The 17,881-nt window shown below is 68.3% G+C and carries 19 protein-coding genes and 1 pseudogene; 9 read left to right on the forward strand and 11 right to left on the reverse strand.

The features are described from left to right. The first annotated feature begins 31 nt into the window (after nucleotides 1-31). From HYG95_RS20520 to HYG95_RS20535, 4 genes are read left to right on the forward strand one after another with little or no spacing between them, the layout of a single operon-like run. A complete protein-coding gene (locus HYG95_RS20520; RefSeq protein ID WP_220139656.1) occupies nucleotides 32-859 on the forward strand; it encodes a metal ABC transporter permease in 828 nt (275 codons plus the stop codon). 31 nt (nucleotides 860-890) lie between these two features. After that, nucleotides 891-1,241, forward strand: a complete 351-nt coding sequence (locus HYG95_RS20525) for an MmcQ/YjbR family DNA-binding protein (protein ID WP_067496964.1) — start codon at nucleotides 891-893, stop codon at nucleotides 1,239-1,241. 13 nt (nucleotides 1,242-1,254) lie between these two features. Then, the gene (locus HYG95_RS20530; protein ID WP_181700131.1) at nucleotides 1,255-1,797 is read left to right on the forward strand and encodes a YaeQ family protein; all 543 of its coding nucleotides are present in this window, start codon (nucleotides 1,255-1,257) and stop codon (nucleotides 1,795-1,797) included. 40 nt (nucleotides 1,798-1,837) lie between these two features. Further along, nucleotides 1,838-2,761 carry an alpha/beta hydrolase gene (locus HYG95_RS20535; protein ID WP_181700133.1) on the forward strand — a complete coding sequence of 308 codons (924 nt, stop codon included), beginning with the start codon at nucleotides 1,838-1,840 and terminating at the stop codon, nucleotides 2,759-2,761. Here the strand turns inward: HYG95_RS20535 and HYG95_RS20540 are convergent. Continuing rightward, a complete protein-coding gene (locus HYG95_RS20540) occupies nucleotides 2,752-3,333 on the reverse strand; it encodes a TetR/AcrR family transcriptional regulator (RefSeq protein ID WP_181700135.1) in 582 nt (193 codons plus the stop codon). The two genes, HYG95_RS20535 and HYG95_RS20540, sit on opposite strands and share 10 nt — an antisense overlap. 93 nt (nucleotides 3,334-3,426) lie before the next feature. Between HYG95_RS20540 and HYG95_RS20545 the strand changes: the two genes are divergently transcribed. After that, on the forward strand, nucleotides 3,427-4,464 hold the full coding sequence (locus HYG95_RS20545) for a beta-ketoacyl-ACP synthase 3 (protein ID WP_181700137.1): 1,038 nt from the start codon (nucleotides 3,427-3,429) through the stop codon (nucleotides 4,462-4,464). Here the strand turns inward: HYG95_RS20545 and HYG95_RS20550 are convergent. Then, nucleotides 4,461-4,925, reverse strand: coding sequence for a CinA family protein (locus HYG95_RS20550; protein WP_370465860.1), 465 nt, complete (start codon nucleotides 4,923-4,925; stop codon nucleotides 4,461-4,463). The two genes, HYG95_RS20545 and HYG95_RS20550, sit on opposite strands and share 4 nt — an antisense overlap. After that, complete coding sequence (locus tag HYG95_RS24940) at nucleotides 4,874-5,245, reverse strand: hypothetical protein (protein WP_157105087.1); 372 nt, start codon at nucleotides 5,243-5,245, stop codon at nucleotides 4,874-4,876. The genes HYG95_RS20550 and HYG95_RS24940 overlap by 52 nt, the downstream gene beginning before the upstream one ends. Nucleotides 5,246-5,530: 285 nt before the next feature. Between HYG95_RS24940 and HYG95_RS20560 the strand changes: the two genes are divergently transcribed. Next, on the forward strand, nucleotides 5,531-6,175 hold the full coding sequence (locus HYG95_RS20560; protein ID WP_225280896.1) for an MspA family porin: 645 nt from the start codon (nucleotides 5,531-5,533) through the stop codon (nucleotides 6,173-6,175). 34 nt (nucleotides 6,176-6,209) lie between these two features. Then, nucleotides 6,210-6,875, forward strand: a complete 666-nt coding sequence (locus HYG95_RS20565; protein ID WP_067496968.1) for an MspA family porin — start codon at nucleotides 6,210-6,212, stop codon at nucleotides 6,873-6,875. A 196-nt stretch (nucleotides 6,876-7,071) separates the two neighbouring features. Here HYG95_RS20565 and HYG95_RS20570 read toward each other — a convergent pair whose 3' ends face one another. From HYG95_RS20570 to HYG95_RS20595, 6 genes are all read right to left on the reverse strand, one after another. Beyond that, nucleotides 7,072-8,454 carry a HAMP domain-containing sensor histidine kinase gene (locus HYG95_RS20570; RefSeq protein ID WP_181700141.1) on the reverse strand — a complete coding sequence of 461 codons (1,383 nt, stop codon included), beginning with the start codon at nucleotides 8,452-8,454 and terminating at the stop codon, nucleotides 7,072-7,074. Then, entirely contained in the window at nucleotides 8,441-9,142 is a 702-nt protein-coding gene (locus tag HYG95_RS20575) for a response regulator transcription factor (protein WP_181700143.1), read from the reverse strand. The genes HYG95_RS20570 and HYG95_RS20575 overlap by 14 nt, the downstream gene beginning before the upstream one ends. Next, entirely contained in the window at nucleotides 9,139-9,666 is a 528-nt protein-coding gene (locus HYG95_RS20580; RefSeq protein WP_181700145.1) for a TerD family protein, read from the reverse strand. Before HYG95_RS20580 ends, HYG95_RS20575 begins: the two co-directional genes overlap by 4 nt. 15 nt (nucleotides 9,667-9,681) lie before the next feature. Beyond that, nucleotides 9,682-10,971 carry a Na+/H+ antiporter NhaA gene (gene nhaA, locus HYG95_RS20585; RefSeq protein ID WP_370465861.1) on the reverse strand — a complete coding sequence of 430 codons (1,290 nt, stop codon included), beginning with the start codon at nucleotides 10,969-10,971 and terminating at the stop codon, nucleotides 9,682-9,684. Nucleotides 10,972-11,128: 157 nt separating this feature from the next. Beyond that, the gene (locus HYG95_RS20590) at nucleotides 11,129-11,710 is read right to left on the reverse strand and encodes a TerD family protein (RefSeq protein WP_067496979.1); all 582 of its coding nucleotides are present in this window, start codon (nucleotides 11,708-11,710) and stop codon (nucleotides 11,129-11,131) included. A 56-nt stretch (nucleotides 11,711-11,766) separates the two neighbouring features. Continuing rightward, the gene (locus tag HYG95_RS20595; RefSeq protein WP_181700149.1) at nucleotides 11,767-13,839 is read right to left on the reverse strand and encodes an acyltransferase family protein; all 2,073 of its coding nucleotides are present in this window, start codon (nucleotides 13,837-13,839) and stop codon (nucleotides 11,767-11,769) included. 169 nt (nucleotides 13,840-14,008) lie between these two features. Here HYG95_RS20595 and HYG95_RS20600 point away from each other — a divergent pair, with 169 nt between their 5' ends. After that, the gene (locus HYG95_RS20600) at nucleotides 14,009-15,055 is read left to right on the forward strand and encodes a hypothetical protein (RefSeq protein ID WP_181700151.1); all 1,047 of its coding nucleotides are present in this window, start codon (nucleotides 14,009-14,011) and stop codon (nucleotides 15,053-15,055) included. Here HYG95_RS20600 and HYG95_RS20605 read toward each other — a convergent pair whose 3' ends face one another. Continuing rightward, entirely contained in the window at nucleotides 15,056-15,424 is a 369-nt protein-coding gene (locus tag HYG95_RS20605) for a MerR family transcriptional regulator (RefSeq protein WP_181700153.1), read from the reverse strand. A 1-nt stretch (nucleotide 15,425) separates the two neighbouring features. Next, on the reverse strand, nucleotides 15,426-16,943 hold the full coding sequence (locus tag HYG95_RS20610; protein WP_181700155.1) for a SulP family inorganic anion transporter: 1,518 nt from the start codon (nucleotides 16,941-16,943) through the stop codon (nucleotides 15,426-15,428). A 384-nt stretch (nucleotides 16,944-17,327) separates the two neighbouring features. On the opposite strand from HYG95_RS20610, the pseudogene HYG95_RS20615 reads away from it, so the two are divergent. Further along, nucleotides 17,328-17,881, forward strand: a pseudogene (locus tag HYG95_RS20615) (hypothetical protein); the annotation flags it as partial.

Raw genomic sequence — 17,881 nt, forward strand, 5'->3', positions numbered from 1 at the left:
ATTCTTCCTCGATCCGCTGCGTTACGAATTCATGGTCCGGGCGCTGGCGACCACGGTCACCGCGGCCGTGGTGTGCGCGGTGCTGTCGTGCTGGCTGGTGCTGATCGGCTGGTCGCTGATGGGTGACGCGGTGTCGCACGCGGTGCTGCCCGGGGTGGTGCTCGCCTACATCGTCGGCTGGCCGTTCGCGGTGGGTGCGGTGATCTTCGGGTTCCTCGCGGTCGCGTTGATCGGGGTGGTGCGCGATACCAGCCGGGTGAAGGAGGACGCGGCCATCGGGATCGTCTTCACGACGCTGTTCGCGTTCGGGTTGGTGCTGGTGTCGGTGACACCGAGCCAAACCGACTTGAACCACATCGTTTTCGGCAATCTGCTCGGGGTGAGCCGCGGGGAGATGATCCAGATCATGATCCTCGCGGCGATCGTGCTCGTCGCGTTGGTGCTCAAGCGGCGCGACTTCACCCTCTACGCCTTCGACGCCACCCACGCCCACGCCATCGGCCTCAATCCGCGTGTGCTCGGCACCGCGCTGCTCGCCCTGCTCGCCCTCACCTCGGTGGTGGCGTTGCAGGCGGTGGGTGTGGTGCTGGTGGTGGCCATGCTCATCATTCCGGGCGCCACGGCCTACCTGCTCACCGACCGTTTCTCGCGGATGCTGCTGATCGCGCCGACCGTGTCGGTGCTGTGCGCGGTCACCGGTCTCTACATCAGCTACCACCTCGACACCGCCGCGGGCGGGATGGTGGTGGTCACCCAGGGTGTCGCCTTCACCCTCGTCTACCTGTTCGCGCCGCGCCACGGGATCATCGGCCGCCGCATCACCGCGAGCCGGGCCCGTTCGGCCAAGCTCGCCGTCTGAACCTGTCGGTGCGTTTTGAGATGATCGGGTCATGACAGTCACCGGGGACGATGTCCGCACCATCGCCGGGTCCCTGCCCGGCACGGCGGAGGAATTCGCCTGGGGCATGCCGATTTTCAAGGTCTCGGGCCGCCTGTTCCTCACCCTCCCCGAGAACGAGACCTCGATGGCCGTCCGCTGCCCCATCATCGACCGCGACGAACTCGTCCAAGCCGAACCCGCCAAGTTCTGGATCGCCTCCCACGAAGCGAACAACGCCTGGGTCCGCGTCCGCCTCTCCGCCCTCGACGACCACGACGAACTCACCGCCATCATCACCGACTCCTGGACCCAGGCCGCCCCCCGAGCCCTCCTGGAGTCTCATGAGTCCGCTACCAACTAGGGTGGCGGGTCTTATGGGAATCAGCGCTACTGTGCACACTTTTGCTATTCAGCTCGCCGATGTGGATCGGGGGGTTTATGAGGAGTTGGAGTTGCGGGTGGCTCGGCATCCTTCCGAGACGCTCGAGTACATGGTGACGCGGATTCTGGCGTACTGCCTGCAGTACGAGGAGGGGATCGTGTTCAGTGAGGGTGGGATCTCGGCTACCGACGAGCCCGCGGTGCAGGTGCGGGATCTGACGGGGCGGACGACGGCGTGGATCGAGGTGGGGGCGCCGGACTCGGAGCGGATTCATCGGGGGAGCAAGCTGGCGGGGCGGGCGGCGGTGTACACGCATCGGGATCCGGTGAAGGTGCTCGCGCAGTACGCGGGCAAGAAGATTCACAACGCGGCCGCGATTCCGCTCTACAGTTTCGATCGGGCGTTCATCGACGAGGCCGCGCGGCTGGTGGATCGGCGCAATACCGCGAGCCTGTCGATCACCGAGGGCATGGTGTACCTCGATCTCAACGGCTCGAGTCTGCGGACCGACATCATCGAACAACCGTTGGCCTGAACGGGTAATTTGGCGGGCACCTGTACGAGTGGAGGTTGCGGTGCCCACAGTGATGAGCCGGTTCGTGATTCCCGGGTTCCTGCGAGTAGCGCGCCGCAACCGGAACTACATCGATGCCGAACGCGCCGAGGCCCATATCCGCGAGCTGGCGCTTCGCCCACTGCCCTACGGCCCGCCACGCACCCTGCGCGGAGTCGACATCGCCGTGGTGCGCGATCGTGGCTGGCCCGTGTACACCCTCACCCCGCGCACCGGAAAATCACGCGGCGGCCTGGTGTACGCGCACGGTGGTGGCTGGGTCGGTGAGATCGCGGTGCAGCACTGGCGCCTGGCCGCCATGCTCGCGATCCGTGCCCGGCTCACGGTGACGGTGCCGATCTACCCCCTCATTCCGTTCGGCACGGCAGCGGACGTGATTCCCCGCGTAGCCGACCTCGTCCGCAGCAGCGCCGACGAACACGGCCCCACCTTCCTCGCCGGCGATTCGGCAGGCGGCCAGATCGCCCTGTCCACCACACTGCACCTGCGCGACCTCGGCACCACGCTGCCACGCACCGTCCTCATCTCCCCGGCGCTCGACCTCACTCTCGAGAACCCGCAGATCGCGGTCGTGCAGCAGCGCGACCCATGGCTCGGTCGCGACGGCGGCCTCGTCTACGGCCGCCGGTGGAGCGGCGAGCTGCCGATGAAGGACCCCATGGTGAGCCCCCTGTTCGGCGATCTCACCGGCCTCGGCCCGCTCACCCTGTTCACCGGCACCGACGACATCCTCAACCCCGATGCCCGACTGCTGCGGGACAAGGCCCGCGCGGCCGGTGTCGACCTGGACTACATCGAGGAACCGGGCCTGGTGCACGTGTACCCGCTGACCCCGAGTCCCGAAGGTGCGCAAGCCCGCCGCCGCATCGTCACCACCCTGTGCGCCGATCTCGATGGCGCACAGGATGTTTCACCTCAACGCTGAGACAGGTGATAGTTGAACAGGATGGCCAGCTGGGTGACCGCCTGATCGAACGGATGCGCCGACTTGAGCGCCCGGCTGTGCACGATGGTGCCCTCGATGGTGGTGAGCAGGAACCCGGCCAGTGACACCGCCGTCGCGCGTTCGATCCCGGCCGCGACGATGCCGTCGGCCAGGCGCGCGGTCCATTCGGCGAAGGCCTGCCCGGCGATCGACTGCACCACCGGATCGCTCTCGTCCAGCGCGGCGGCCATCATGAACGATCCGGCCCGGAACTCGCTCTGTTCGAGCGGCACCCGCCAGAAGGCGAACAGGTCGGTCAGCCACTGCTGCGCCGACGGCGCGGTCTGCAGGGCGTCGGCCACGGCGCTGACGTGCGAGTACACCAGCCGCGACACGATGCGGGCCGCGGTCTGCACCAGTTCGCTCTTGCCGGAGGGAAAATGTTGGTAGAGCGAGTTGCGTGAGGTATTGCTCCGCTTGAGCAGCTCGCTCAACGCCGCCGCGTGCACACCGTGCTCCTGCACGGTCGCGATGGTGTGCTCGATCAGTCGGGCGCGTGGTCCGGCCGGCATCCGACTCTCCTCCCCGAAACGCTTGATTGAACCGATCGGTTCATGTTAGACCTTATGACGGATGAACCGATCGGTTCACATGGAGAGGATGTCATGCCAACCCCCATCGCCACCTCGATTCCGACCACCCACACGGGAATTCTCGGCCTCGGCGTGTACCGGCCGCGCCGCGTCGTGCCCAACTCGGAGATCGTCGAGGCCATCGACTCCTCCGACGAATGGATCAAGACCCGATCCGGCATCGCCGCCAGGCACTGGGCCGAAGACGACGAGACCATCGTGTCGATGAGCACCGCTGCCGCGCGCGACGCCCTCACCGCCGCGGGCATCACCGCCGATCAGGTCGACGCCGTGCTGCTGGCGACCTCGTCGCAGATGGTGCTCGGCCCCTCGGCGGGCGCGGTGGTCGCCACCGAACTCGGCATGCACGACACCGCTGCCTACGACATCTCCGCCGGGTGCGCGGGCTTCTGCTACGCGCTGGCCGATGCCGCCAACCTGGTCCGCTCCGGCCAGGCGCGCCACGTGCTGGTGATCGGTGTGGAACGGCTCTCGGACCTGCTCGACCGCACCGATCGCGGTACGGCGTTCATCTTCGCCGACGGCGCGGGCGCGGTGGTCGTCGGCGCCGCCGAGCAGGAGGGGATCGGCCCGGTGGCGTGGGGCTCGGACGGGTCACGTACCTCGGCGATCAAGCAGGACAAGGACTTCCAGGAGTACTTCGCCGAAGTGGCGGCCGCCGAGGCCAGTGGCGGCACGACGGTGCGGCCCTACATCCGGATGAACGGCACGGAGGTATTCCGCTGGGCCGTCACCTTTTTGGAGCAGGCGTGCCGGGAGGCCTTGAAGCTGGCCGGTGTGACCGCCGCCGACCTGGACGCCTTCGTGCCGCACCAGGCCAATATCCGCATCACCGACGCGCTGGTCCGCACCCTCGACCTGCCCGACACCGTCGCCGTGGCGCGCGACATCGTCGACACCGGTAACACCAGTGCCGCCTCGATCCCGATGGCCATGGAACAGTTGCTGCGCAGCGGCGGCGCCGAACCCGGCCAGACCGCGTTGCTGCTCGGCTTCGGCGCGGGTCTGGCGTACGCGGGCCAGGTGGTGCACCTGCCACCGATCGTCTAGCCGGTGAAGCGTTTCTCGCTCTCGCCCAACATCTCCAGCGCGCACCGCACCGACTGCTCGAGCACCTGCTCGGGTTCGCCGTCGAAATTCCGGTGCACGGCCCAGGAGCTGTCGCGGGTGGCGACAGCGCACCACACCGACCCCGCCGGTTCGCCGTCCTGATCGCCCGGGCCACCGACGCCGGTGGTCGCGGCGGCGATATCGGCGTCGGTCAGTGCCCGCACGCCTTCGGCCATGGCCAGTGCGGCCGTCTCCGACACCACCGGCACGTCGGGCACACCGAGAACGGACTGTTTCACCGTCACGGAGTAGGCGACGACCCCGCCGCGGAACCATTGCGCGGAGTCGGGTGCCGCCGCGAGGGCGGCGGCGAGGTTACCGCCGGTGAGGGATTCGGCTACGGCGACTGTCAGCCCGTGACGCTTGGCGAAGTCGCCGACATCTGCTGCGGTGGTGATGATGGCCTCCTTTGACGCGCCTGATCGCTGACCGGAACAGCGTAGGCCGCCCCGTCGCGGATGCCGAACTCGAACCGGCACGGGAACAGCGACGGCAGGCCGGTGGCGCGCAGGTCGTAGTTCGCGGCGAGGGTCTGCATGGCCCAGTTCTGCAAAGAATCCGGCAGCCGCAGGGTGGTGCCGTCGACGCAGGAAACATAGGCGTGGGTCTGTTCACCGTCGACCGGAAGCGGATTGCGCAATCCGACCGCGCCGATGTCGAGAATTCGCCCGGAGTTGTGGGGAGAAGCGACGCTCGGCAAATCCAACTCGATGTCGTCCATGTGGGAAACCGTAACGCAGCAACTATCCAGGGAACATCGAAATCACGCCCCCTATACCGAACTTCGCAACATTGGCTGACCGCCGCAGGTGTGACGAACGGTCTGCGCCCATCGCAACACCATCGCAAAGAACCGGAAATCTTCTCGTTCCATGAGCTTCATCGCCGGGTCCTCGACTGGTTCTCACCCCGCCATGGGGCGCGTGAATGCTTCGATCCGGCCATCGACGCGCCCTGCCAGGTGCCGACGTCGAGGCGATACCGCTCGAACCTGATGAGGGGAAGAATGACAATCAAACGCTTCTACGTGGCCACGGCCGCCGCGGTCGCACTCGGTGGTTTCGCCGCCGGTTCCGCCGGCGCCGATGCTTTCGTCCCGCTGCCCGACGGCCAGAAGGCAGGCCCGGGCGTGACGATCACCCGCACCGCCGAGCGTGCCACCGTTTCGCCTTCGCTTGCGGCCAACGGCGCGGGCCGCGTCGCCTGGGTTTCGGGCACCGTCACCGCCGACGTCACCGCGACGCCGGAGGGCGAGGTCGGCCCGTTCAACGGTCCGGCGGGCAAGGACGGCTCCAACAACTCCTCCACCCACGGCGCCTCGCAGCTGAACACCGGCTACATCGTCGGTTGCCAGGTGGCCATCGGTGACGACGCCATCTCCGCGGGCGTCTCCGGCGGCATCGACCTGTCCGGCGGCAGCATCGGCGGCTCGGTCGGCCTCGACCTGGGCCCCGGCGAGGTGAAGTTCGTCCAGATCGAGAAGAAGGACATCCTGAAGGCGGGCGTCTACTCGGTCGAGTACCAGGACGTCGAGATCGAGATCCAGGGCTGCGCCGGTTACGCACAGGCCCGCGCTTACTCGGTCGTGGAGATCATCGGCGACCACTACTCCAAGACCACCCTCTACGGTGCCCCGTTCAGCATCGGCTGAGCGCATCCGACTTCGATCGCAAGGAATGACACACATGATCGACCGTAAGAATTCGGCCCGCATGGCCGGTCTGGTCGGCGCGGCCGCCGTGACCTTCGGCCTGCTGTCCGCCGGTGCCGCCAACGCCGACACCTTCGTTCCGCTGCCCGGCGGCGAGATCGTCAAGACCCTGTCCGACGGTTCGACCGTCACCGTCCGCCTGGTCGGCGAGTCGGCCCTCATCAGCCCCTCGATGGGCTCGACCCCTGTGCACCGCAACGCGTGGGTGTCCGGCTCCGCGCAGGTGGAGGTCTCCGGTAACGCCAAGGGCGGCAAGATCTACCCCGGCTACGTGGTGGGCTGCCAGGTCAACATCGACGGCGGCGGCGTCGAGGGTGGCGTCGAAGGCGAGAGCAGCTGGGACGGCGAGGACGTGAGCGTCGGCGCCGAGTCCGGTGCCGAACTGAGCCTCGGCCCCGGCCAGGCCAAGTCGTTCTACATTCTCGACATCGAGAAGGCCGACGACTACGGCAACGAGGACCACGGCACCAACAACAAGTTCAAGGGCAAGAGCGGCTCGGTGACCTGGGCCGACTCGACCATCGGCCTGAGCGGCTGCGCCGGGTACGCCCAGGCGCGTGCCTTCGTGAAGGTCAAGGTGGAGACCGAGAACGTGAGCTCGGTCGTCACCCTGTGGGGCCAGCCCTTCAGCATCGGCTGATCCCGATCGACCCCAGCGGGGCCCGGCGTCCGAGTGGCGCCGGGCCCCGCTGTGTCATGACGAGAAGTCACCGGTGTCGGTGTCGCGCGACGGCTTCGGGAATCGGCCGCGTGCCGTGGCAGCGCGACTTGTCCTCCTCCAGCCCGAGGCCGTGGCGATCACCCGACCCGGTGACCGTGACGAGAATGGACCACATTCATTGCGGCGGCTCGGACGTTTTCTTTGCGATCACGTGACGATCCAGCGCGGGCAGCGTCAACTCGAAGCGCGCACCGCCGCCCGGCCGCTCCGCGCAGCGGATCCGGCCCTGGTGTCCCGCAACGGTTTCGGCGACGAGCGCCAGGCCGATGCCGGTGCCGCCGGTCCGGCGCGACGCGGTGACGAAGCGTTCGAAGATGCGCTCGCGATCGGCCGCCTCGACGCCGGGTCCGGCATCGTCGACGGTGACCCGCACGTCCTCACCGTCGCGCTCGACGCGCACCGCGGCCACACCGCCACCGTGGCGTTCGGCATTGACGAGCAGGTTCAGCAGGGCGCGTTCGAGTTCCATCCGCCGCCCGCGCACCAGTCCCGGGTCGATGGTCGTGAGTACCTCGGCCTCGATGCGACGGCTCGCGAGCAGGTGGGCAAGCAGTTCGGCCAGCGACAGCGGCGCCGGGTCGGAGCGGTGGATGCCCGCCTCGGCGCGCGCGAGGGCGAGCATGTCGTCGAGCAGACCGCGCAGGTAGGTGGTCTCCTCCACGAGCAGTCCCAGTGCGGCGCGCGGTCTTTCGGACAGTTCGTCGCGGTGCCCGGCCAGCACGGTCGCGGTGGTGGTCAGGGTGGTGAGCGGGGTGCGCAACTCGTGACTGAGGTCGGAGACGAGCCTGCGTTCGCGTTCGATGCGCCGCTGCAGAGAGTCGACCATGGCGTTGAAGGCCTCGACGGTCGGCGACAGGTCGACATCTTCGGGCCGCGACAAGCGCAGGTCGAGGTCGCCCGCGGCGATGCGCGACGCGGTGCCCGCCACCTGGCGCAGTGGGCGCAGCGCGAGGTGCGCGGCCCAGGCGCCGAGCGCGGCGGCCACCGCGACGGCGAGCACCGCGCAGGCGAAAAGGATGGTGCGCAGCATCTTCAGGGTGTCCTCCAGCTCGCGCAGCGGCGCGAATTCCTGGAGGACGGCGCCGTTTTCGACGTAGGTCGCGGTGCGCAGATAAGGCTCGCCCGCGATCCGGACACGGGTGGCAGGCGACGGCACCTGGGCGGCCCGTTCGAGCGTGGCGACGGTGGCCTGGTCGGCGCCGAGCACACCGGTGCCCGTGGTGGTATCGAGGAGGGCGATGGTTCCGGCGGGCAGCCGCAACGATTCGAGGGCCTCCTGTCCCGTGGCCAGCGATTCCATCCGCAACCGCAGGATCTCGGCGTGCACTCCTACCGCGCGTTCGACCGTCCGAACCCGTTGGGACTCCATGTAATTGGTGCTGATGGCATACACCGAGCCCGACAGCAGCACCGCGACGAGACTGGCGCTGAGGACGAACGCCGCTGTCACGCGACCACGCAGGCCACGTAACCGGGTGGGCAATTCAGGACCCGGCATCGAGGCGATAGCCGAGCCCGCGCACGGTGACGATCAGGCGCGGCTCGGCGGGATCGCGTTCGATCTTGGTGCGCAGGCGGCGGATGTGCACGTCGACGATGCGGTCGTCGCCGAAGAAGCCGCGGTCCCAGATCTTGTCGAGCAGCACCTGCCTGCTCAGCACGAGCCCGTCGTTCTGTGCCAGTTCGCACAGCAACCGGAATTCGGTGAGCGTCAGGTGTACGTCTTCGCCCGCCAGCCGCACCGAACCGCGCTCCGGGCAGAGGATCAGCTGCCGGTCGGCGTCGAGGACGAGTTCGACCACCTCGCGTTCGGTGCTGTTGCGCGTGCGCCTGCCCACGGCCCGGATCCGGGCGGTCAGCTCCTTGACCTCGAACGGTTTGGTGACGAAGTCATCGGCGCCTGCTTCCAGGGCGGCGACCACGTCGTGGGTGTCGTCACGGGCGCTGACGACGATGATCGGCACGTCGTGTTCGCGGCGCACCTCGCGGATGCAGGTGAAACCGTCCATGCCGCCGAGCATGAGGTCGACGATCAGGACGTCCGGTACCCCGACGTTGTGCACGTGTTCCAGCGCGTGTTCGGCGCTTTCGGCTTCGGCGACGACATACCCCTCGTCCTCCATCGCCAGCCGCAACGACTCCCGTACCCGGGTGTCGTCCTCCACGATCATCAACTGCGCGCTCATACCGGGCTCAAATATACGGTCAGCTGGGGCAGGGCGACGGTCGGGTGATCGGCGAAGATCGGGTCACCGATCATCGCGAACTCCCAGCCCGAACCGGTGCGGTGCAGTTTGCCGAGCACGAAGCCGGTGTGCGAGGTGGCGCTGCGCAGATCGACGCGCACGAGTTCCACCCCGGCGACGCTGTCGGCGACGCGGCAGAAGCCGTTGACGACCTGCTGGAAGGTCTGTCCGGTGTAGCAGGTGACGAGGAAGACGATGGTGCTGATCGCGGCGTCGACGCGGGTGAGGTCGACGGTGATGATCTCGTTGTCGCCGTCACCGTCGCCGGTGACGCTGTCGCCGAGATGGCGCAGGGCACCGTCCCGGGAGGTGAGCTGTTCGTGGAACGCCGCGTCGACGAAGTCGTTGCCCGCGAACGCCAGGGCCGTCACATTGAGGTCGATGTCCTTGCGGGTATTGCCGAAGGGGCCGCTCGGTGGCGCGGGGTCCCAGCCGAGGCCGACGGTCACGTGGGTGAGAGACATGGTGGAGCTCCTGGATCAGGGTGGGGTCTGCTGATAGACGTCCGGGATGCCGTCGCCGTCGGCGTCGACGTGTTCGGCCTCGTCGAGGCGGCGGTAGACGCGGTTGCGGGCGCGCAGCACGATGGTCGCCAGCAGGGCCGCGGCCAGCGTGCCGCACAGCACGCCGATGCGGACGTGGTCGGCGCGGGTGTGGTCGCCCGCGAAGGCCAGTTCGCCGACCAGCAGCGACACCGTGAAACCGATGCCGCCGAGCAGCGCGACACCCGCCACGTCCACCCAGGCCAGATCGGCGTCGAGTTCGGCGCGGGTGAGTTTGGCGGTGAGGTAGGTGGTCGCGGTGATGCCGACGAGCTTGCCGACGACCAGGCCCGCGATGATGCCGAGCGTCACCCGGTCGGCCAGGGAATCGGTGAACCCGCTGAGACCGCCGATGGTGACACCGGCCGCGAAGAACGCGAACACCGGCACCGCCACCCCGGCCGAGAGCGGGCGGATGGTGTGTTCGAACCGCTCGGCCAGGCCGTGTTCGGTGTCGGTCTCGCCGCGCCCGGCCAGCACCGGAACGGTGAAACCGAGCAGCACGCCCGCCACCGTGGCGTGCACGCCGGAGGAATGCACCAGCCACCACGTCACCAGGGCCAGCGGCACCAGCAGGAACGGCGAACTGATCCGGCGCTGCACCGCGACAGCGAACAGGGCGATCGGGATCAGGGCAAGCGCCAGGTAGGGCAGGTGCAGTTCGCTGGTGTAGAAGACGGCGATCACAGTGACGGCGAGCAGGTCGTCGACCACGGCGAGGGTGAGCAGGAAGGTGCGCAGCGCGGTGGGCAGGTGGGTGTTGATCACCGCGAGCACGGCGAGCGCGAAGGCGATGTCGGTGGCGGTGGGGATCGCCCAGCCGTCGACCGCGCCGCCCCGGTTGATCGCGAAGTAGATGAGCGCGGGTAAAGCCATCCCGCCGACGGCCGCCACCACCGGCAGCGCGGCGCGGCGCGGATCCCGCAGATCGCCCGCCACGAACTCGCGTTTGAGTTCGAGGCCGACGACGAAGAAGAAGATGGCGAGCAGCCCATCGGCGGCCCACTGACTCAGCGTCAGGTTCAGGTGCAGCGATTCGGGGCCGATGCGGTAGTCGCGCAGTGCCACATAGGCATCCGCCCATGGCGTATTGGCCCAGACCAGGGCGACGATCGCCGCGACGATCAGCAGGACACCGCCGACCGTTTCGCGGCGCAGCACCGCGCTGACGCGACGGGCCTCGGGCCAGCTGCCCCGGGTGAGAACGGTGCGACGTGCCGCGCGGATCATCCGTGCCGGGGAGAGGTAGGTGCGGACATGTGGGTTCCCGTCTTCGCTCGAACCCCGCTCGACCGAATTCGAGCCGGGCTGCCGACCAGACTTCCCGGCGCACCGAGCCTAACTTTGCCGCACCGACCGCACCCCGTGCAAACCGTGCGCGTCGCTAGCCGAGGGCGAAACGCAGCAGCGCCTGCTTGTCACCCTGCTTGATCTTGCCCTTGCGATCGAGCACCTCGAGCTGCCACACCGGCCCGTTGCGGAAGGCCCGCGCGATGGCGTTGGCGTTCTCGGCGCCGAGCAACGACGGCCAGATATCGGCCACCGGCTGGCTGTCGGCGCCGGTGGCGTCGTAGATCTTGAACGAGACGTTGTTGGCCTTGTCGAACGAGGACCCCTTCTTGAACGCGGCGGCGACGAACACGATGGCGTCGATCGCGGTGGGCACATTCGCGAAGGTGACGTGCACGGTTTCGTCGTCGCCCGCGGCCGCGCCGGTCTGCTCGTCACCGGTGTGCAGCACCGCGCCGTTGCCGAGCGGGTCGAGCGAATCGAGACCGGCGAAACGCACCGGCTCGCCACCCTGCATCAGGACGGCGACGAGGTCGAGGTCGACGCCGCGCTTGCGGCGGGCGATGCCGAGCAGTCCACCGCTGGAACCGGCCGACGGGTCCCAGCTCACCCCCACGCTCATCTTGGTGATACCGGCGAGATCGGCCGCGCCGTCTTCCTTCTTCAGAGTAATCACAGCTCCGAGGCTACGGACTTCCCGAGTTGCCCGCATGCCCAAGCGATTTCGCTACCTCACCACCATCCGAGCACGGGACCGATGGCGCGGCCGAGCGCGTCGGCGAGGGTGCGCGAGTAGGTGGCGGTGAGGTGGTGCTCGTCGTGGTAGATCAGCACATTGCCCTCGGCGACGGCACAGACGGTCGGGCCGCACACGGCGTCGGTGAGGTCGACGGGGAAGACGTGCGGGAAGGGCGCCGCCGCTTCACGCTGCGGGTCGATCGGGTCGAGTGCGTCGCTACGGCGCATGCCGCAGCTGATGCGGTCGCCGCCCGAGGCCAGGCAGTCGGTGGCGCGGTAGCGCACGCCGTCGCGGCGCAGCCACGGTGTGTCGCGCAGGGTGAGCACCGCGAGGCCGCGCTCGGACAGGGCCGTCCACACATCGAGGAATTCCGGCGGGGTCTCGTCGCCGCCCGCGTCGCGGGGCCGGGTGCCGATGGTGAACACCCAGTCGGGGCGGTCGGTGCCGAGCCGGTCGATCACCTCACGCGACCAGTCCCGGCAGTCGGGGATGGGTTCGCCGTTGTAGGTGGCGTCCTCGGCAAGCGTGAGGGGGCAGCCCATCTTCAGATACACCTGGATGCGGAAGGAATGCTCCTCGGCCAGCACCTGCAGCGCGGGCAACCAGTGTTCGACGTGGGAGCTGCCCGCCATGGCGATGGTGCGTTCGGCATCGGGGTCGCCGTAGGTGCAGGTGATGACGGAGCGGGTGTTCCAGTCGGCGATGCAACCGTCGAGCGTCGGCGGTGGCTGGTCGTTGCGGGCCTCGAAGAGGTTGGGCCGCAACGGTTCGGGGGCGACGGGCGTGTTCGCGGTGAGTGCTCGCGCACCGGGGTACCTGGTCGCCTCGACGTCGGTGGTCGCGGCCGGTGGCGCCGCCCGCACGACGGCGAACTCCCAGGCCGACGCGGTCGCCACCACGGCCGCGAGCAGTGCCGCGACGCCCGCGGTGACCAGGCGCCTGCCGGGCCGGCGCGTCTTGGCGCGCAGTGGTTTCTCGATCAGCTGGTTGGTGAGCCAGGCCAATGCCAGCGACACCGCGATCACCCCGGTGCCACCGAGCAGGTCGACGTCGGGGCTGTCGCGTTCGGTGAGGAAGAAGATGAGAATCGGCCAGTGCCACAGGTACAGCGGGTAGGCGAGCTCGCCGAGCAACCGCATGTGCCGGTGCGCGAGCAGCCGGTTGGGCCCGTCCCATTCGTGGCGTGGCACGTTGGCGACCGACACGATCACCGCGGCGGCCGCGAGCACCGGAAGCAGGGCGGCCGGGCCGGGGAAACGATTGGCGGCGTCGCCGATCAGCCAGCCGCACAGCACGACTCCCGCGATGCCGAGGGCCGCCAGCGGCGCCCGGCACCAGCGCGGCAGCACCAGGTACGGCGCGGCGACCGCGAGCGCCGCGCCGATCAGCAGTTCCCAGCCGCGCGCGAAGGTGTCGTAGTAGTTCCAGCCCTGATGGGTCGCGGTGCCCCGGGTCGCGTACACGAACGATGCCGCGGCAGCGGCGACCACGATCACACCGACAACGGCTCGGGCCTGTCGCAGCCGTGCGCACACCGCGACCAGGATCAGCGCGGCCAGATAGAACTGGCCCTGCACCGACATCGACCAGAGGTGTTGCAGTGGGCTCACCGACGGGTCGGCGGCCAGATAGTCGGCCCAGGTGAGCGCCAATTCCCAGTTCTGCGCGAACAGCAGCGAGGCGAGCGTCTGCGCCGCGACCGCTGACCACTGCGTGTAGGGCAGCAACAGCGTCGAGGCAACCAACACCCCGGCCAGCACCACCGCCATGGCAGGCAGCAGCCGCCGCGCGGTCCGCCGCACCACCGGCCACACCCACCCGCGTGGACCGTGCTCGGCGCGGCGCAGCAGCATCCCGGTGAAGAAGAATCCGGACAGCACCAAAAAGACGTCTACGCCACCCGACACCCGGCCGAACCAGATGTGGAAAACCACGACCAGGCCGATCGCGAGGCCACGCAGACCGTCGAGGTCGGAGCGGTATTGCACTGTGCCGCTGCGTCGTTCGGCCGTCGAGCCCGAACCTGCCGAGGTCTCCGGCGAGAGAACCGAGGGTGACCACGCCATGTCATGTGACTATCACGCGGCCCGCGTGGATGTCACATCGAGGCATCGAAAACCGTGCGCCGCAGCGAACATGGCGCGACGGGTTTGCCTTCCACCCGCACAGGCGCCAAAATTTCGGGAAGGGACGCGGACATCACCGATCGATGCCGCGCGGGGCTGGGAGAGACCTGTGACACGCGAAGATCCGCCCGCCGGGGGTGCCGAAGATCAGGGTTCGTGGTGGATGACACCGCGTGCCGACGGGCAACAGGCCGATGCCGCCCCGCCGACGGTGCGCGCGGATACGCCCGGTTTCGGGCAGCAGCCGCCGATGAGTCAGCCGCAGTGGCCGGTCGGTCAGCAGAGTCAGCCGTGGCAGCAGCCACCGGTGAGCCAGCCGTGGCAGCAGCCGGTGCCGGGACAACCGATGCACGGTCAGCCGATGCAGGGTCAACCGATGATGGGGCAGCCGCAGTGGCAGCAGCCGCGTCCGCCGTACGCGCGGTCGGGGTCCTCGTCGACACCGTGGCTGATCGGCGGTGCGGTGGTCTGCGCGTTCCTCGTGCTCATCGTGATCGCGGTGGTGATCGGCGGTAACTCCGATTCCGATTCGCCGGTCGTCGCCGCGCCGACCACCACGTCCTCGACGGTGCCGTCCACCTACTCCACCACCTCGGCCGCACCGACCTCGAAGCCGTTCGACTGGAACACCCTCGACAGCGCCGCCACCGACGACACCCCGCTCACCGTGAAAGCCCTGCTGCCGCAAAGCTTCACCGACTCCAAGGGTGTGCTCTACACCCTGCGTGCCAGCGGCGAACACGGGTGCGATCAGCCGGGCAACTCCGACAACGTGTCGTCCGCGATCACGTCCAACGGGTGCACCACCAATATCACCGGCTCCTATATCGACAAGGACGACCACATCCTGGTGTCGGTGAACGTGCTGGTGTTCCCCACGAACTCCGCCGCCCGCTCCGCCTACGACACCCTCGACGGGCAGACCCAGGACTGGGGAATCTGGTGTCCCACAACGGGTCTGGCCAGCGATACCTGCCACGGTGACATCATGTCCGCCACCCGGGTGCAGTGGTCGGCCTACAGCCACCGCTACTTCACCCAGGCCACCGGCATCTACATCGACCTGTCCGACAACAGCAGCCTCGAGGAATGGTGCAAGGCGGGCGCCAACGCGGCGGCCACCACGGTCGGCCCGAAGAACTACTGGCAGAAGTGATCAACGCGCTCGACGCTCGGCGAGCAACGTGGTGAACTCCTCGGCGTAACCGAGCTGGCGGCGCAGTTTCGCGACGCTGTCCTCGGCTTTGGCGTGCAACGCGGCGAGCAGTTCGCGGGCCGACGGGTCGCTGAGATCGTCGAGGGCGGACAGCAATTCGCCCATCTCGGCCAGGGTGAAGCCGAGCGGCTTCATCCGGCGGATCACCAGCAGTCGGTCGATATCGTCCTCGGTGTACAGGCGGAACCCGCCCGCGCTGCGTGCCGAGGGCCGCACCAGGCCCACCTCGTCGTAGTGCCGAATCGTCTTGACCGACAACTCGGTTCGTTCGGCGACCTGACCGATCTGCAAATGCGCGCGGGCGGGCATCTCAGTGCCCTGCCAGGTGCCCGGAGAGCCTGCCGTGGCGCTGTTCGGAGGCCGCGTCGAGCCCGACGATCTCGACCTTCTTGCCCTTGGACTCGTACTTGGTGGTGATCGCGTCCAAGGTGGCGACCGTCGAGGCGTCCCAGATGTGCGCGTCGGACATGTCGATCACGATATTGCGTGGGTCGTCGACGTAGTCGAATTGGTACACCAGGTCGTTGCTCGAGGCGAAGAACAGTTCGCCGCGCACCTTGTAGACCCGGGTGTCGATGTCGCCGTCGTGGTCGATATCGGCCTCGCCGATCTTCTCGACCTCGGTGAAGTGAGCGACGCGGTGGGCGAAGGCCACCATCGCGGTGAGCACACCGGCGATCACGCCGTAGGCGAGGTTGTGCGTGGCCACCGTGACGGCGACGGTGACCAGCATGACGGAGGTCTCGGCGACAGGCATGCGGCGCAAGGTCTTCGGGGCGATCGAGTGCCAGTCCATGGTGCCCACCGACACCATGATCATCACGGCGACGAGGGCGGCCATCGGGATCAGGGCGACGATGTCACCGAGCCCGACGACCAGGATGAGCAGGAACAATCCGGCCAGGAACGTCGAAATCCTGGTGCGCGCACCGGAGGACTTCACATTGATCATCGTCTGGCCGATCATGGCGCAACCGCCCATACCGCCGAAGAAGCCGGTCACCACGTTGGCCACACCCTGGCCCCAGCCCTCGCGGGTCTTGTCGGAGTGGGTGTCGGTGATGTCGTCGACGAGCTTGGCGGTCATCAGCGATTCGAGCAGGCCGACCAACGCCGTCGCCAACGCGTACGGGGCGATGATCTTCAGCGTTTCCAGCGTGAACGGCACATCGGGGATCAGCAAGGATGGCAGGCTCGACGGCAGCTCGCCCTCGTCGCCCACGTTCGGCACGTCGAGCGAGAACACGAGGGTCGCGGCGGTGAGCAGCACGATCGCCACCAGCGGGGCAGGAACGACGTCGGACAGCTTGGGCAGCAAGACCATGATCGCGATACCGATGGCGACCATCGGATACACCAGCCACGGCACCCCGAGCAGGTGTGGGATCTGCGCGGTGAAGATCAGGATCGCCAGCGCGTTGACGAACCCGACCATCACGCTGCGCGGGATGAATCGCATCAGCCGCGCGACCCCGATCACGCTGAGCACGATCTGCAGCACGCCGGCGAGGATGACCGTGGCGATCAGGTAGTCCAGTCCGTACTGCCGCATGACGGGCGCGATCACCAGGGCGACCGCGCCGGTCGCGGCCGAGATCATCGCCGGGCGGCCACCGACGAATGCGATGGTGACGGCCATGGTGAACGACGCGAACAAGCCGACCCGTGGGTCGACCCCGGCGATGATCGAGAACGAGATGGCCTCGGGGATCAGGGCGAGCGCGACCACCAGCCCGGCCAGCACTTCGGTGCGGAGTCGGCGCGGGCTGCGCAGGGCGGCCATCACCGACCCTTCGGTCTGTCTACCGGCGGACACGGCTGTCCCCATCGGCTGCTCCCAACGAAAGTTTCGCCCTCACGGCGCTCGGCCGGCACGAGCGGACGCTCGTACGATCGACCAACCCTACCCTCCCGTAAGGGTAGAGTTGGTCGGCGGCGGTCACGACGAGATAACCGCAGGTGCGAGCTTCGCCACTGTCGCCCGTCCTCGTACTGGGGAGCGGGCGCAGGATTCGGCGATCGACGGGGGTTCTCGCCGATCGGCGCTCAGGTCACGAACTGGTCAACGGCTCAGATCACATGGAAAGTGCCAGGTGGCGCGCCTAGGGTCGGTTACCGAGCTTTAGAAATGGAGTATTCGCCAAAAGGAAATCGGGGGCGGACATTGCTTCGCAAAAGACCCAGTACACAGACGTGCCGTGACGCGGTGGAGATGGCCGTGCGAGCACCGTCGGTGCACAACACCCAACCGTGGCGGTGGCGCATCGGTCACGGCCGCGTCGACCTGTTCGCCGATTTCGGCCGACAGGTCGGCGCGACCGATCCGCGCGCCCGTGCGCTGACGGTGAGCTGCGGTGCCGCGCTGCACCATCTGACCGTCGCGTTCGCGATGCTGGGCTGGCACGCGGTCGTCGAACGACTGCCCGACCCCGCGCGGACCGATCACCTCGCGCGGGTCGAGCTCACCCCGCGCTCGCCGAGCGACCACGACATCCGGTTGGCCGCCGCCATCCATGTGCGCCGCTCGGATCGCCGCCGCTTTCCCGACCTGCCCATCCCGGCGCGCGACCTGCGTACGGTGTCGCGCTGTGCCGCACGGTTCGGCGCCGCGGCCCGCCACGTCCCGGACATGCTGCTGCCCGAGCTGGCCGAACCCATGCGCTCGGCCGCCGCCCGGCACGCCGTCGACGGTGACTACCTCGCGGAACTGAGCGAATGGAGCGGTTGCCACGGTGAGCTCACCGGTGTGCCCGCCCACAACGCCCC

Source organism: Nocardia sp. GTS18 (genome assembly GCF_013839555.1).
GTDB classification, from domain to species: Bacteria; Actinomycetota; Actinomycetes; order Mycobacteriales; family Mycobacteriaceae; genus Nocardia; species Nocardia rosealba.